The sequence below is a fragment of the Microbacterium sp. KHB019 genome (genome assembly GCF_037285405.1).
Taxonomy (GTDB): domain Bacteria; phylum Actinomycetota; class Actinomycetes; order Actinomycetales; family Microbacteriaceae; genus Microbacterium.
Map to the genome: position 1 here is coordinate 180,645 of NZ_JBBDHF010000003.1, position 13,941 is coordinate 194,585.

14 protein-coding genes and 1 tRNA gene are annotated in these 13,941 nt (G+C 67.7%); 9 read left to right on the plus strand and 6 right to left on the minus strand.

Annotated features, from left to right (window positions below):
• Window positions 1–108 precede the first annotated feature (108 nt).
• Window positions 109–456: a DUF485 domain-containing protein gene (locus tag KHB019_RS12140; RefSeq protein WP_325471879.1), complete on the plus strand. Its 348-nt coding sequence runs from the start codon at window positions 109–111 to the stop codon at window positions 454–456.
• Entirely contained in the window at window positions 453–2,087 is a 1,635-nt protein-coding gene (locus KHB019_RS12145) for a solute symporter family protein (protein ID WP_325471878.1), read from the plus strand. Before KHB019_RS12140 ends, KHB019_RS12145 begins: the two co-directional genes overlap by 4 nt.
• Window positions 2,088–2,171: 84 nt before the next feature.
• On the opposite strand, the gene KHB019_RS12150 is transcribed toward KHB019_RS12145, so the two are convergent.
• Window positions 2,172–2,684 carry a methylated-DNA--[protein]-cysteine S-methyltransferase gene (locus KHB019_RS12150; protein WP_337459079.1) on the minus strand — a complete coding sequence of 171 codons (513 nt, stop codon included), beginning with the start codon at window positions 2,682–2,684 and terminating at the stop codon, window positions 2,172–2,174.
• Window positions 2,685–2,895: 211 nt separating this feature from the next.
• Here KHB019_RS12150 and KHB019_RS12155 point away from each other — a divergent pair, with 211 nt between their 5' ends.
• Window positions 2,896–6,558: an AAA family ATPase gene (locus tag KHB019_RS12155; RefSeq protein WP_337459160.1), complete on the plus strand. Its 3,663-nt coding sequence runs from the start codon at window positions 2,896–2,898 to the stop codon at window positions 6,556–6,558.
• Entirely contained in the window at window positions 6,551–6,760 is a 210-nt protein-coding gene (locus KHB019_RS12160; RefSeq protein ID WP_230103527.1) for a hypothetical protein, read from the plus strand. The genes KHB019_RS12155 and KHB019_RS12160 overlap by 8 nt, the downstream gene beginning before the upstream one ends.
• 60 nt (window positions 6,761–6,820) lie before the next feature.
• Here KHB019_RS12160 and mscL read toward each other — a convergent pair whose 3' ends face one another.
• Genes mscL through KHB019_RS12175 form a run of 3 tightly spaced genes read right to left on the minus strand, consistent with a single transcriptional unit; the run spans window position 6,821 to window position 8,166 of the window.
• On the minus strand, window positions 6,821–7,252 hold the full coding sequence (gene mscL / locus KHB019_RS12165; protein WP_230103526.1) for a large conductance mechanosensitive channel protein MscL: 432 nt from the start codon (window positions 7,250–7,252) through the stop codon (window positions 6,821–6,823).
• 27 nt (window positions 7,253–7,279) lie between these two features.
• A complete protein-coding gene (locus KHB019_RS12170) occupies window positions 7,280–7,552 on the minus strand; it encodes an FmdB family zinc ribbon protein (protein ID WP_230103525.1) in 273 nt (90 codons plus the stop codon).
• 17 nt (window positions 7,553–7,569) lie between these two features.
• Window positions 7,570–8,166: a 5-formyltetrahydrofolate cyclo-ligase gene (locus KHB019_RS12175; RefSeq protein WP_230103524.1), complete on the minus strand. Its 597-nt coding sequence runs from the start codon at window positions 8,164–8,166 to the stop codon at window positions 7,570–7,572.
• 51 nt (window positions 8,167–8,217) lie between these two features.
• Here KHB019_RS12175 and galU point away from each other — a divergent pair, with 51 nt between their 5' ends.
• The 5 genes from galU (at window position 8,218) to KHB019_RS12200 (ending at window position 11,975) form a co-directional block, all read left to right on the plus strand.
• Window positions 8,218–9,105: a UTP--glucose-1-phosphate uridylyltransferase GalU gene (galU, locus tag KHB019_RS12180; protein ID WP_230103523.1), complete on the plus strand. Its 888-nt coding sequence runs from the start codon at window positions 8,218–8,220 to the stop codon at window positions 9,103–9,105.
• Window positions 9,106–9,126: 21 nt separating this feature from the next.
• Window positions 9,127–9,756 (plus strand): GNAT family N-acetyltransferase, encoded by a 630-nt coding sequence (locus tag KHB019_RS12185; protein WP_337459080.1) that lies wholly within the window; start codon window positions 9,127–9,129, stop codon window positions 9,754–9,756.
• A 102-nt stretch (window positions 9,757–9,858) separates the two neighbouring features.
• Window positions 9,859–10,704, plus strand: a complete 846-nt coding sequence (locus KHB019_RS12190) for a hypothetical protein (protein ID WP_337459081.1) — start codon at window positions 9,859–9,861, stop codon at window positions 10,702–10,704.
• A 54-nt stretch (window positions 10,705–10,758) separates the two neighbouring features.
• Window positions 10,759–10,831, plus strand: a tRNA-Ala gene (locus tag KHB019_RS12195).
• Window positions 10,832–10,901: 70 nt separating this feature from the next.
• Window positions 10,902–11,975, plus strand: coding sequence for a PQQ-dependent sugar dehydrogenase (locus tag KHB019_RS12200; protein ID WP_337459082.1), 1,074 nt, complete (start codon window positions 10,902–10,904; stop codon window positions 11,973–11,975).
• 15 nt (window positions 11,976–11,990) lie between these two features.
• Here KHB019_RS12200 and KHB019_RS12205 read toward each other — a convergent pair whose 3' ends face one another.
• Window positions 11,991–12,896 carry a metallophosphoesterase gene (locus KHB019_RS12205; protein WP_230103519.1) on the minus strand — a complete coding sequence of 302 codons (906 nt, stop codon included), beginning with the start codon at window positions 12,894–12,896 and terminating at the stop codon, window positions 11,991–11,993.
• 44 nt (window positions 12,897–12,940) lie between these two features.
• On the minus strand, window positions 12,941–13,861 hold the full coding sequence (locus KHB019_RS12210; RefSeq protein ID WP_230103518.1) for an AEC family transporter: 921 nt from the start codon (window positions 13,859–13,861) through the stop codon (window positions 12,941–12,943).
• Between the last annotated feature and the right edge of the window lie 80 nt (window positions 13,862–13,941).

The window sequence follows — 13,941 nt, forward strand, 5'->3', positions numbered from 1 at the left end:
GGTACCGACTTTCGGGGGTGACGGCGTTGGCCCCCGTTTCGTAGCGTCGACCCTACCACTCGCGCGGGTCTCACCGCGCGAGGATCCGACATGAGGCAAGGAGGCCCCATGACTGACCGAATCCCTGATGAGTCCGGCGGTGGAATCGACTACGTCGCCGTCGAGGAATCACCCCGATTCCAAGCACTGAAGCGCACGCAGCGTTCATTCATCTTCCCTCTCGCTGCACTGTTCCTTATCTGGTATTTCGTCTATGTCCTGCTCGGCGCATACGCGACCGAATTCATGGGCCAGCGAGTGTGGGGCGATATCACCGTCGGCCTGCTGCTCGGACTCGGGCAATTCGTCACGACATTCGCCATCACGATGGCATATGTGTCGTTCGCGAATCGAAAGCTCGACCCGAAGGCTGCGGCGATCCGCGAAGACCTCGAGAATGCGCAGGCGCAGTCATGAATATCGTTCACCTGGCCGCCGCCCCGAGCGGTGAGAACAATCCGATCCTGAATATCTCGATCTTCGCGGCATTCGTCGCGGTGACGCTCTTCATCGTCATCCGTGCGAGTCGCAACAACAAGACCGCAGCCGACTACTACGCGGCCGGTCGATCCTTCACCGGTCCGCAGAACGGCTTCGCCATCGCCGGGGACTATCTCTCTGCTGCATCCTTCCTCGGTATCTGCGGAGCGATCGCCGTGAACGGTTACGACGGATTCCTCTACTCGATCGGATTCCTCGTCGCGTGGCTCGTCGCGCTGCTGCTCGTGGCCGAGCTGATGCGCAACACGGGGAAGTTCACGATGGCCGACGTGCTGTCCTTCCGGCTCAAGCAGCGCCCCGTTCGGATGGCCGCCGCGATCACCACGCTCGCGGTCTGCTTCTTCTATCTGCTGGCGCAGATGGCCGGAGCCGGCGGGCTCGTCTCGCTGCTCATGGGCATCGAGGGGCGGATCGGCCAGTCCGTCGTCATCGCCGTCGTGGGCGTTCTCATGATCATCTACGTCCTGATCGGCGGGATGAAGGGCACGACCTGGGTGCAGATCGTCAAGGCGTTCCTGCTGATCGGCGGGGCGATCGTGATGACGATCTGGGTGCTGGCGATCAACGGCTTCAACCTGAACACGCTGCTCGAGTCTGCTGTCGCAGCCTCGCCGCAGGGCGACGCGGTGCTCGCACCGGGTCTCCAGTACGGCGCGAACCCGCTGGACTTCGTGTCGCTCGGCCTCGCACTGGTGCTCGGCACGGCGGGCCTGCCGCACGTGCTGATGCGCTTCTACACGGTGCCGACGGCCAAGGAGGCCCGTCGCTCCGTGGTGTGGGCGATCTGGCTGATCGGCGGTTTCTACCTGCTGACGCTGGTGCTCGGCTACGGCGCGGGGGCGCTCGTCGGTCCAGAGGTGATCCAGGCGGCTCCCGGAGGTGTGAACTCGGCGGCGCCGCTGCTGGCGCAATACCTCGGAGGACCGCTGCTTCTCGGATTCATCTCGGCAGTCGCGTTCGCCACGATCCTCGCGGTCGTCGCCGGCCTCACGATCACGGCTGCGGCGTCGTTCGCGCACGACATCTACGCGAACGTCATCCAGAAGGGACGCAAGAATGCCGACGGCACGCCCGTCGACGCAGATCCGAACGCCGAGGTGAAGGTCGCCCGACGCACGGTGATCGTCATCGGCATCCTCGCGATCGTCGGCGGCATCGGAGCGCAGGGGCAGAACATCGCGTTCCTGGTCGCGCTCGCCTTCGCGGTCGCGGCATCCGCGAACCTGCCGACGATCCTGTACTCGCTGTTCTGGCGCCGGTTCAACACCCGCGGCGCCGTCTGGAGCATGTACGGCGGACTCGGCTCGGCGATCATCCTCATCGTGCTCTCCCCGGTGTTCTCCGGATCGGAGACGGCGATGATCCCGTCGATCGACATCGCGATCTGGCCGCTCAACAACCCAGGGATCGTGTCGATCCCGCTCGGGTTCATCCTCGGCTGGCTGGGCACCATCACCAGTCGTGCCACCGAGTCGCGGGAGCTGGCCGCCGAGATGGAGGTGCGTTCGCTGACCGGCTTCGGGGCCGAGAAGGCGGTCGATCACTGACCTCGTCTCGCTGAGCCCTGCTCACCGCGATGAGCTCGAGGCGGGAACCTCTGGCGGCCCACACGCCAGGGGCTCCCGCCTTGTCTACGCCCGCTCGAGGTCGAGCAGGTAGCGCTTGTGCTCGGGGTACGCGCCGTACTGACCAGGGCTGCCGTCCGAGCGCACCACGCGGTGGACGGGGACGATGATCGAGAACGGGGTGATCCGACACGCGGTGCCGACAGCCCGTGCCGCACCAGGGCTGCCTGCGACCACCGCCACTTCGCCGTAGCTCATCGTCTCGCCCCAGGGGATCGCGGCGATCGTCTGGAGCGCTGTCCTGTGGAACCCGTCGACGAGTCGCCAGTCGAACCGCACATGCTCGTCGAATGCGACCGGCGATCCGGCGAAGTAGTCGTCGAGAAGGTGCGCGAGCTCGTCGGCGGCGCCCGGGTCGGGAACAGGTGTGTCGTGCAACCGGGCAGAGACTGCCTCGAGCAGCCAGGGCACGGACGGATCGACCGCTTCGGACAGATCGAACCGGACGATGCCGTCGTCGGAGAACACGACGAGCGCGTCGCCGAACGGAGTGGGTGCGAAGTCGTAGCGGAATGTCATGCGCTCATCCTGAACCGTGCGTCGACCTCGCAGCGGCCGAGATCTCACGAGTGGGGGAGAAGCCGCGAAACACCCTCCGATGTGGAGGAGATGTGGGCCAATCCGGTGAAACCCGCTCAGGATACAGGGTGCGTGGGACACCGGAGCCTAGTCTGTCTATGTGTGGCGACGTGAAGACAAGGCCGCGGATGCCGCGGCAGCGGATGCCGCGATGATGATCGGCGATCAGCAGAGTGACCCGACCGCCGTCGTGGTCGCGCACATCGCCGACGCCGAACGCACTCGGCTGCGCGCCGAAGCCGCCGACCTCGGCGGACCCTCGCCGCTGATCACCTACCGGGACACGGTCGAGGGCGGCATCGACATCTCGAAGGCGCACCCGGGGAGCCTGCCGCAGTTCATCACCGGCAAGTCGACGTTGCTGTCGAATCTCTTCCGCGACGAGGTCGGACTGCGCACAGCGCGTCTGGCCGCCGAGCGCATCACCGCGAAGCACACCGAGCTGCGAATGGTCAGGGGGATCGACGCGGTCCACCTCGCCGTCGGCATCGCGAGCTGGCGCATCGGCGGCGCGGAGTTCGCGGCTCCGGTGCTGCTGCGCCCGCTGGCCATCCGCCGCCACCACACCGACTACGAGCTCAAGCTGCAGGGCGCTTTCGTGGTCAACCCCGAGCTCGTGCGCATCGCACGCGAGCACTTCGGCATCACCATCGACGCCGAGGCACTGGCGTCCCTCGCGTACGACGGCGGCATCTTCAAGCCGCAGCCCGTGATCGACCGGCTGCGCGCGGCCACCCAGTCGATCGACACGTTCGCCGTGCTGCCGCGTCTGGTCGTCTCGACGTTCGCCGACGTCGGCGCATCGCTGGCGCGCGACAGCCGCTTTCTCGACCACAGGCTGCTGAACGCGCTCGCCGGCCACGATGCCGACCGTGAACAGGTAACCGCAGCCCGCCCGCTCCCGCACATCACCGGCCCGGACGAACGCGCTCCAGCGTCCGACACCCTCCTGCTGGACGCCGACGCCGAACAGGAGTCCGTGCTCGCCCGCATCTCAGCCGGTCACTCCCTGGTCGTATCGACCCTTCCGGGAACCGGCGGCACCCAGACGGTCATCAACGCGCTCGGCGAGCTGGTTCGCGCCGGCAAGCGCGTGCTGGTCGTCTCTGCCCGCCGATCCACGTTGGACGGCGTCCGTCACCGCCTCAGCGGCATCGGCCTGGACAGCCTCACAGTCTCGCCCGCCAGCATCCGCCGCGATCTCGTGCGCGCGATCGGCCGCAACGAGAAGGCGACGACCCCGAAGGTCAGCGAGGTCGACGACGCGCTCGTTCGACTGCGCAACGTCCTGATCGACTATCGCAAGTCGCTGAGCGCGCCGATCGACGGCCTCGGCGCGACCGTCCTGGATGCGACTCGTCAGCTGACCAGACTCGCCTCGTTGCCGACGCCTCCGACGACCACCGCGCGATTGAACGCCGACACGCTGCGACGCCTCGCGGGCGATCGGAGTGCTGCCGCTGCCGCACTCGTCCAGGCGGCCAGGCTCGGCGAGTTCCGCTTCGGACCGAACGACTCGCCGTGGTACGGGGTCAACTTCCGCAGCACGCAGGACGCGCGGGCCGCGCACGAGCTCGCCGGTCGTCTTCACTCCACCAGCGTTCCCGACCTGCTCGAGCGCGGCTACGCGCTGATCTCGCAGACGCGTATGCGCCCCTTCGCGACGATCGATGAGCTGGGCGAGTACGTGCGCCTGCTCGAGGGAATCCGCGATTCGCTCGACCGCTTCAGCCCCACCGTCTTCGAGCGCCCCCTGGGCGAGCTCATCCAGGCGCACGGCTCCCGCCGCGACGCGCCGGCGATGTCCGGAGCCAACCGTCGGCGCCTGCGTCGCCTCGCCAAGGAGTACGTCCGGCCGGGCGTGCACATCGCCGAGATGCATGAGGCACTGCTGCGCATCCAGCAGCAGCGCACGCAGTGGCAGCGGTTCGTCGATGCGGGTGTGGCGCCGGAGATCCCTCTGGGCCTCGGCGAGGTCTACTCCTCGTGGCAGCGGGTGGCAGCCGAGCTTTCCGAATTGGATGCCGCACTCGGTCGCCGCGAACCCCTCGCGACGCTCCCCGTGGAGCGCCTGGTGCGCACGCTGGCGGGTCTCGCCGCGAAATCGGATGTGTTCGACAACATCGTCGAACGCGCGACGATCCGCGACGAACTGGCGACGCTGGGCCTCGAGCCCCTGCTCGCCGACCTCTCGGTGCGTCACGTCGCGGACGACCGCGTCGCCGACGAGCTCGAGTTCGCCTGGTGGCAGTCGCTGCTCGAGCGCGCTCTGCAGGAGAACCGGGCGCTGCTCGGCGCGAACACGGCAGTCGTCGATCGGCTCGAGCGCGACTTCCGTCTGGTCGACGAGGCTCATGCCGCGATGGCGGGTCCGCTGCTGGCCTGGCAGCTCGCGAACCAGTGGCGGATCGCGATCGTCGACGAGCCGACCGAGTCGCAGAACCTGCGCCGGGCACTCACCCAGGGCACGCCGACGACGGCCGAGATCGTGTCGGCCGCACCGACGCTCATGAACGTCCTGGCCCCGGCGTGGATCGCGTCGCCCTACCTCGTCCCCGAGATCCCCGACTCCGTCGAGTTCGACACGGTGCTGCTCGTGGATGCCGCTGCCATCAACCTCGCTGAGGCGGCGCCGGCGATCCGTCGCGCTCGTCAGGTCGTCGCGTTCGGCGATCCGGTCACCCAGCGGCCCACCCCGTTCGAGTCGGCAGTGGATGCCGGCGAGGAGTGGGAGGCCGAGGTGCCGTTCGATGAGACCTCGGTGTTCGAGCGTCTTGCCGAGCTGCTGCCCGTCATGACCCTGACGCGGAGCTACCGCGCGGGCGGCGAAGACCTGGCCGAGCTCATCAACGATGCGTTCTACGGGGGAGAGATCGTGTCGCTCCCGTGGGCCGGCTCATACCTCGGGCGTGGCAGTCTGACCGTCGACTACGTCGAAGGCGGAGTCGGCGCACCGGACCCGATATCCGGTGCCGTGGAGAGCCCGGATGCCGAGGTCGCGCGCGTCGTCACCCTCGTCGTCGAGCACGCCGTGCACCGTCCGTCCGAGTCGCTCATGGTGATCACCGCCAGCGCCCGACACGCCGAGCGCGTGCGTGCTGCTGTGACGACGGCGTTCGCCGGGCGCTCGGACGTCGCTGATTTCGTCGGCCGCGACACCGCAGAGCCGTTCGCCGTGCTCACCCTCGAGGAGTCGGTCGCGGAGAGCCGCGATCGCGTGATCTTCTCGCTCGGCTACGGCCTCACCAAGCACGGCCGGGTCCTCAGCGACTTCGGCGATCTGTCGACACCAGACGGCGAGCGGCTGCTGACGGTCGGCATGACGCGTGCGCGGCGATCGATGGTCATCGTGTCGTCGATCCGCCCGTCCTCGTTCGACGACGGGCGCCTCGAGCACGGAGCATCCACCCTCATGTCGATCCTCGGCGGCCTCGCCGCACGGGGCAGGGACTCCCGCTTGGAGGACCTCGCGGATCCGCTCACGCTGGCCCTCGCCCGCGAGCTGCGTCGACTGGGAGCCTCCGTCGACGTGGACTATCGCGGACTCCTGCCGCTGGTCGCTCAGCACAACGGCAAGGCCGTCGTGATCGAGTCGGATCCGGAGACGCTCGGTGAATCGCTGCGCGAGACCATTCGTCTGCGACCGCACGTACTCAGACGCCTCGGGTGGCACTATGTGCGCGTGCACGCCTTCGACCTGTACAGCGACCCCGTGACCGCCGCATCCCGGATCGCCGCCGTCCTCGGCATCGCTCCCGATGCCGTGCGGGCCGAGACGGACACGCAGCCGATCGACCTGCCGGGCGATGTCTGACCAGGATTCCCCTGTGGATGCCGCTGAGCCGCAGCGTCAGCGGATCGTCCGCGTCGCCGGCAGTCGCCGCGCCCGCCTGACGCCCGTCGCCGGCACCGACCCTGCCCCTGACGTGCCGCCGAAGTCCGAGCGGCCGGAGCGGCGGGGGGCGAAGGGCGCGAACGACGATCAGCTGTTTCGCGACGTCCCCCCGCACTACTGAGATACAAGAAAGAAAGGGCCCCCGCTGCGCGGGAGCCCTTTCGGCGTTGCAGGTTCGTACTCAGAGGCGTGGAGCGGTGCCTGCGGTGCCGGCAGCACCGCTGCGCAGAGCGTCGCGGATCTCGATTAGCAGCTCCTGCTCGGTGGGCAGGGTCTCCTCTTCGACGGCGGGGTTCCTGGCAGCCTGGCGCTCCTTGTACTTGTTCATCGGAACGACGAAGACGAAGTACACGACGAGTGCGACAGCGAGGAAGCTGATGATGGCGGTGATGAGGCTGCCGAGCGGGAAGGTGACCTGCTGGCCGTAGAGGCCGGTCAGGGTCGGGCCGAAATTGCCCGAGTCGTCCGGCTGGTAGAACAGTGCGACGAGCGGGGTGATGATGCTGTCGACGACCGCGGTGACGATGGCGGTGAACGCCGTGCCGATGACGACCGCGACCGCGAGGTCGATGACGTTGCCCTTGGTGATGAATTCCTTGAATCCCTGGAACATGGGAACCCCCGTAGGTGTGTTCTGACCTCAGGTCGAGGCCGGCGCCGCCGCGGGCGCCGGTTTGGCGCTCGTCGACGATTCCGTCTTCGATGATGCCGATGAACGGGGCTTTTCGCCACCGCCACTCCGAGAATCCGTGCGATAGAAGCCGGATCCGTTGAAGGTCACCCCGATCGATCCGTACTGCTTGCGCAGCGCTCCGCCGCACTCGGGGCAGAGCGTCAGCGCGTCGTCTGAGAAGGACTGCACAGCATCGAAGGCGTGGTCGCACGACGTGCAGGCATAGGCATAGGTGGGCATGTGTGTCTCTGTATGGCTCAGTGTCGCTGCGGCGACAGATGGAGGGTTCGCGTGGGAGTCACGACGCCCGATACCGGCTGGTCGTGCAGCTCCCGCGGAAGGGAGTCGAGTACTTCGGAATCATAAGTCACCGCATACACGGGCGGGCAGTTCTCCATGGATCCGATGGTCTTGTCGAAGTATCCCCGGCCCCAGCCGAGTCGCGTGCCCTCGGCATCCACGGCGGCGGCGGGGATGATCATGAGGTCGACGTCGTTCACGGCGATCGGACCGAGGACCTCCCCGGTCGGTTCGGGCAACCCGAACATGCCCTCGGCGATCTCATCGGAGTCGTCGGCGACGGCCCAGTCGAGCAGGCCGTCGGCGCGGGTGATCGGCAGGAGCACTCGTATGCCGCGACGCACGGCGCCGGTGATGAACTCGCGAGTGTCGGGCTCGGTCGTCGTCGACAGGAAGCATGAGATCGAGTGCGCCTCGTGCGCGGAGACCAGCGCATCGAGCTGCTCGGTGATGCCGGATGCCGCTGCCTCGCGCTGCTGATCCGAGAGCAGTTGGCGGCGCTCGCGCAGGTCGGCGCGCAGTGCGCGCTTTTCTTGTTCGACGTCGGGCGACATGCTGAGATTCTACGTGGCGGTGCTGATGCCCGCCCCCAGTAAGCTGGCCAGATGGGAAAGCAGTCGATCAAGGCAGTCATTCCGGCAGCGGGCCTCGGCACGCGCTTCCTTCCGGCGACCAAGGCGATGCCGAAGGAGATGCTGCCGGTCGTCGACAAGCCGGCCATCCAGTACGTCGTCGAAGAGGCCGCAGCTGCGGGCATCGACGACATCCTCGTCATCATCGGGCGCAACAAGAACGCGATCTCCGACCACTTCGACTCCGTGCCGGAGCTCGAGGTGCGACTCACCGAGAAGGGCGACACCGGTCGCCTCGAGCGGGTCATGAAGTCGAGCGACCTCGCAGACATCCACTTCGTCCGCCAGGGCGAGCCCAAGGGGCTCGGGCACGCGGTTCTGCGCGCCAAGACGCACGTGGGCGACAGCTCGTTCGTCGTCATGCTCGGCGACGACCTCATCGACGAGCGCGATGAGCTCATCACGACGATGATGGCCGAGCACGAGCGCACCGGTGCCACGGTCGTCGCCCTCATGGAGGTCGACCCCGAGCAGATCCACATGTACGGCGCCGCGGCCGTCGAGTCCACCGACAGGGACGACATCGTGCGGGTCACCGGGCTCGTCGAGAAGCCGGCCAAGGAGGATGCGCCCTCGAACCTCGCCGTCATCGGCCGCTACGTGCTGCCGGCGTCGGTCTTCCCGATCCTCGAGCGCACGGAGCCGGGCAAGGGCGGCGAGATCCAGCTGACCGACGCCCTGCAGGAGCTGGCCGCCGATCCGAACGGACCCGGCGTCGTCGGTGTGATCTTCCGCGGTCGCCGCTACGACACCGGCGACCGCGTCGACTACATCAAGGCGATCGTCCAGCTCGCCTCCGACCGCGACGACCTCGGCGACGACCTGCGGCCGTGGCTCAAGGAGTTCGCCGAGAGCCTCTAGGCCTTCCGGCGGGGTAGATCGATGGAATACCTGCAGGGTCATCGTCACGGTCCCGTGGAGCTGCGGCTCATCAGGACCCGCGACGCGCGCACCCTTCAGAACGAACTGCTCGCCAATCGCTCGTGGCTGCAGCGGTGGGAGGCGACGATCCCCGGCGGGACGGCGTCGTTCGACATGCGGCTGAGCATCCGGCGGCTCCTCCAGCAGTACCGCGACGGCGGCGGCTATCCGTTCGTGATGCTGCACGACGGTGAGATCGCCGGGCAGCTCAACGTCTGGGGCGTGGCCCGCGGCTCGTTGAACTCGGCGACGATCGGGTACTGGGTCAGCGAGCGATTCGCCGGGCGGGGAATCACTCCGACCGCGGTCGCGCTCGCCACTGATGCGTGCTTCACCGAGTACGGCCTGCATCGGATGGAGATCTGCATCCGACCGGAGAACGCCGCGAGCCTGCGCGTCGTGCAGAAGCTCGGTTTCCGATACGAGGGCTTCCGGCGTCGATACATCCACATCGACGGCGATTGGCGGGATCACTACGCGTTCGCGCTGACCCGTGAGGACGTGCCGGATGGAGTGCTGGCGCGCTGGCTCAGCGGCCGTGCGCCAGAGGACGCCGCCAGCATCCCACCCGCCGATCGCCTCGCCATCTGAAACCAGTCCGATCTCGCGGGCGACACGCGCCGGCGCTGAGGGGCGCGCGGGGCGCGGTCGAATACCGTTGAGGCTATGAATGGGCCGGTGCTGAGTGGGGGCGTGATCGTCCTTGTCGCAGTGCTGCTCTGGATGCTTTATCTATTGCCGTCATGGCGCGGCCGGTATCAGTACAACGCCGCCGAACGGAACGCCGTTCGCCTGAATCAGGCTCTTCGTGTTCTCGCCGAGACGAGCGAGACACCCCAAGAGGTGCGCCTGGAGCTCAACGCCCGCACCGCGCTCGCGCAGCAGAAGCTCGCCAAGCGGCTGCAGTCGGAGAAGGAAGCCGCAGAACTCGTGCAGCTTCGAGCCGAACTCGCCGCTGCCAGCGCCGATCCTGTGCTCCGCCAGGCGCGCGCACGTCGGCGGGTCCGTATCGTCGCAGCATCCGTGCTTGTGGTGGGGCTCGCACTCGCCGGACTCGGGGTCTGGCAGCAGATCGCCGTCGGGTCTGCGGTGCTGATCTGGATCGGTGGCGCTGTCGCCGTCGCCGCAGCCATCACGCTGCAGAAGATGGCGTCCGTTGCGCGCCGCGCGCTCGACCGGCCCGCAGCGACCGTCCTGGCGGACAATGCGCCGCGCGTCTCGCCGCCTCTGCACGATCAGGGGCGCGCGTCGTGGACGCCGCGTCCACTGCCGGCGCCGATGGCATCCGTCAGCGGATCGCTGGCGCAGACCGCCCAGGCCGAGATCGAAGCGAAGCGCGAGTTGGTTCGGGCTGAGCGCATGGCCGAGTTGCGCGAGCGCGCAGCGCAGATGGCTCCGGCGGAGCCGATCTCGCTGCCTGCTGCTCCCGCTCCACCCGCGGAACAGCCTGCCTCGCCGTACGCACGCATGGGCTTCGTGGACGACGACGAGATCGAGCAGCACGTCCGTCAACTGCTGCAGCGGCGCGCGGCCGGTTGAGCATCGCCTCGGCGCAACGCCCCTTTCGAGCGTGATAATCTAGCTGAGGTTCATGGGCCTATGGCGCAGTTGGTAGCGCGCCTCGTTCGCATCGAGGAGGTCAGGGGTTCGAATCCCCTTAGGTCCACAGAACGTGAAGCCCCCAGGCAGCTGCCGGGGGCTTCACTCATTCCCCCGAGAAGTCGTAGGCTCCGAGCATGAATGCGAGGGCTGTACTGGGTGCCGCGGCTGCTGTGGCCGTGCTCGTCCTCGCGTCGTGTGCTCCGCACTCGGACGTCTCACCGGACACGGATGCTGCAACACCAGGGGCGACCTCTGCAGGCGCCCCAACCGTCGTCGCCGACGGGCTCGACGTGCCGTGGTCCGTGGCGTTCTTCGACGACATCCCGCTCGTCAGCGAACGCGACACGGCACGCATCGTCGAGCTCGACGACACCGGCGCAGCGCGCGAAGTCGTCGTGGTGCCGGGGGTCCAGCCGTCCGGCGAGGGCGGCCTCCTCGGCATCGCCGTGCGCGACGACCACCTCTACGCGTACTTCACATCCGTCGACGACAACCGCATCGTGCACTTCCCGATCGAGGGGGGGTCCGGCAGCGTGAGCGTCGGGGATCCGGAGACCGTGCTCGACGGCATTCCGTCGGCCGGCAATCACAACGGCGGCCGCATCGCGTTCGGACCGGACGGGATGCTGTACGCGACAGCGGGCGACGCAGGAGACCGCCCATCCGCCCAGGACCTGGACAGCCTGGGCGGAAAGATCCTGCGCATGACCCCGGACGGCGATACCCCCGCAGACAACCCGTTCCCCGGCTCCTACGTGTACAGCTACGGGCACCGCAACCCGCAGGGCATCGCCTGGGATGCCGACGGCACGATGTACGCATCCGAGTTCGGGCAGGACACCTGGGACGAGCTCAACGTCATCGAGGCCGGCGGCGACTACGGCTGGCCCGAGGTCGAGGGGATCGCAGAGGACGAACGCTACATCGACCCCGTGCAGCAATGGCAGCCCGCCGAAGCGAGCCCGAGCGGCATCGCGGTCGCGGGCGGCTGCATCTTCATCGCGAACCTCCGAGGCGAGCGGCTGCGACAGGTGCCGCTCGACGACCTCACGGCCTCCACCGAGCTCTGGACCGGCGAGTACGGCCGGCTGCGTGACGTCGTCGTCGCGCCCGATGACGCGCTCTGGGTGCTGACCAACAACACCGACGGTCGCGGGAGTCCAGGGCTCGACGACGATCGCATCGTGCGGTTCGATCCCGCCCTCTGAGAAGATCGGAGTCGCTCAGGGAGCCAGCGACTCCGCAGGGTCAGCAGGCCGCCCGGCATCCCTGATGATGTCGGCGACGACGTCCGCGTCGAAATGGAAGACGAGCTCGTCCGGAGTCAGTCGCTCGACGAACGGCACGACGCGCACGCGATCGCCGTCGATCGTCACGACCGATCCGCCGAAGCCGTTGATCGCCGCTTCCTCCGCCGGGTCGCCGAACCCGCATGAGACGTTGGTCACGCCTGGGGCGACGGTGACGGGCACCCCCGCCACGAACTCCGTGATCGGCAAGTGGTAATGACCAGAGAGGATGACGCGAACGTCCGTGCCCGCGACGATGTCGATGAGGTCGCGTCCGTCCTGCTCATCCAGGGCGAGCGCCTGCAGCAGATCGGTCTGGGCGCCCACGGGAGGGTGGTGCACGACGACGACGGTGCCGTTCTCTGCCGGGGTGACAAGCGTCTCGCGCAGGAACTGCTTCTGCTCATCCTCGAGACCGCCGAACCCGACGCCCTGCACCGAACTGTCGAGGACGATGACGCGCCACCCCTCGTGCGTGGCGACAGATGCCACCGGGCGCTCCAGATCGATGCCCGCGAGCTCCTGCTCACCGGCATCCGGCTGTCCGCCGCCCAGAACCGCACGGAAGGCCTCGCGCCTGTCGTGATTGCCCATCGCGAAGACGAGGCGCGCTCCGCGCGCCTGCGCCCACGGCGTGAGCTGCTCGCGGACGTGCCGGTACGACTCCTCGGTGCCGTCCTCGCTCACATCGCCCGAGACGACCACGAGGTCGAACAGCAGATGCCCGACCTGCGCGAGTGCACGGCGAAGGTGCTCCGCCGTGTCGACGACTCCGTAATGGCGCCCGCCGTCTCCGGAGAAATGCGTGTCGCTGAGATGCAGGATTCGCAGACCGCTCATGCACTCACTCTGCCAGAAAGCAGTGACATCTCACCCGCGACATCTCACCCGAGGATCAGGGTCGCAGCCAGCAGCACCGGGATGCACCCGACCGTCGTGATGAACACCGTGTCCCGGGAGATGGACTCGCCGATGTCGTACCGCTGCGAGTAGTTGAACACGTTCTGCGCCGTGGGAAGCGCCGCCAGCACCACCACGATCAGCACCTCATGCGCCGACAGGCCGAACAGGAACTCCGCGACGACCCAGGCGATCACCGGCATGACCAGCAGCTTCAACGTGCTCGCGAGAAGAACGTCTCGCCGATGCCCCGAGGTGCCGAGCACCCTCTGCCCGAAAAGAGAGATGCCATAGCTGATCAGAAGCACGGGTACGCAAGCGTTCGCGATCAGGGTCGCCGGCTCCATCACGATCGGCGGCAGCTGAATGCCGAGCACCGAGACGAGTGTGCCGAGCGCCGAGCCGACGATGATCGGATTCGTCGCCGTGCGGACGAACGTGCGCCACGCAGAGGTGCGTCCGCTCGTCACCGTGTCGAGGATCGTCAGTGAGATCGGCGTGAAGACCAGCAGCTGCATGAGGATCACCGGCGCCGGGTAGGCGGCGCTGCCGAGCAGGTACAGCGACAGCGGGATGCCGATGTTGTTCGAGTTCACCTGCCCAGCGGACAGCGCGCCGATGACCGTCTCACCGATCGGTCGCTTCCAGGCCAGGCGAGCGACCAGTGCGTACGCGCCGATGACCGCGATCGCAGCGATCGCCGACACCGGCAGAAGCGAGGAGAACAGCACCCGTGCATCCGCCTGCGCGAGAACCGTGAACAGCAGGAAGGGCGACAGGACGAAGAACGTCAGCCGGCCGAGGACATGCCGTGCGCCAGGGCCGAGGAGGTCGATGCGACCGAGGATGTACCCGACGGCGATCGCGAGTCCGACGACGGCGAATCCGGTCAGAGTCTCGAGCACTTCTCGAGCCTAGTGCTCGGCCGTTCCGGCGTCTCGCCGCGAGATTCCGTTTTTTCCTTCTCACCGGGTAATTTGACTTC

What these genes read in the sequence shown, in the direction of transcription:
- KHB019_RS12140 (WP_325471879.1), top strand. Translation starts at nt 109, where the DNA reads ATGACTGACCGAATCCCTGATGAGTCCGGCGGTGGAATCGACTACGTC.
- KHB019_RS12145 (WP_325471878.1), top strand. Translation starts at nt 453, where the DNA reads ATGAATATCGTTCACCTGGCCGCCGCCCCGAGCGGTGAGAACAATCCG.
- KHB019_RS12150 (WP_337459079.1), bottom strand. Translation starts at nt 2,684, where the DNA reads ATGACATTCCGCTACGACTTCGCACCCACTCCGTTCGGCGACGCGCTC.
- KHB019_RS12155 (WP_337459160.1), top strand. Translation starts at nt 2,896, where the DNA reads ATGATGATCGGCGATCAGCAGAGTGACCCGACCGCCGTCGTGGTCGCG.
- KHB019_RS12160 (WP_230103527.1), top strand. Translation starts at nt 6,551, where the DNA reads ATGTCTGACCAGGATTCCCCTGTGGATGCCGCTGAGCCGCAGCGTCAG.
- mscL (WP_230103526.1), bottom strand. Translation starts at nt 7,252, where the DNA reads ATGTTCCAGGGATTCAAGGAATTCATCACCAAGGGCAACGTCATCGAC.
- KHB019_RS12170 (WP_230103525.1), bottom strand. Translation starts at nt 7,552, where the DNA reads ATGCCCACCTATGCCTATGCCTGCACGTCGTGCGACCACGCCTTCGAT.
- KHB019_RS12175 (WP_230103524.1), bottom strand. Translation starts at nt 8,166, where the DNA reads ATGTCGCCCGACGTCGAACAAGAAAAGCGCGCACTGCGCGCCGACCTG.
- galU (WP_230103523.1), top strand. Translation starts at nt 8,218, where the DNA reads ATGGGAAAGCAGTCGATCAAGGCAGTCATTCCGGCAGCGGGCCTCGGC.
- KHB019_RS12185 (WP_337459080.1), top strand. Translation starts at nt 9,127, where the DNA reads ATGGAATACCTGCAGGGTCATCGTCACGGTCCCGTGGAGCTGCGGCTC.
- KHB019_RS12200 (WP_337459082.1), top strand. Translation starts at nt 10,902, where the DNA reads ATGAATGCGAGGGCTGTACTGGGTGCCGCGGCTGCTGTGGCCGTGCTC.
- KHB019_RS12205 (WP_230103519.1), bottom strand. Translation starts at nt 12,896, where the DNA reads ATGAGCGGTCTGCGAATCCTGCATCTCAGCGACACGCATTTCTCCGGA.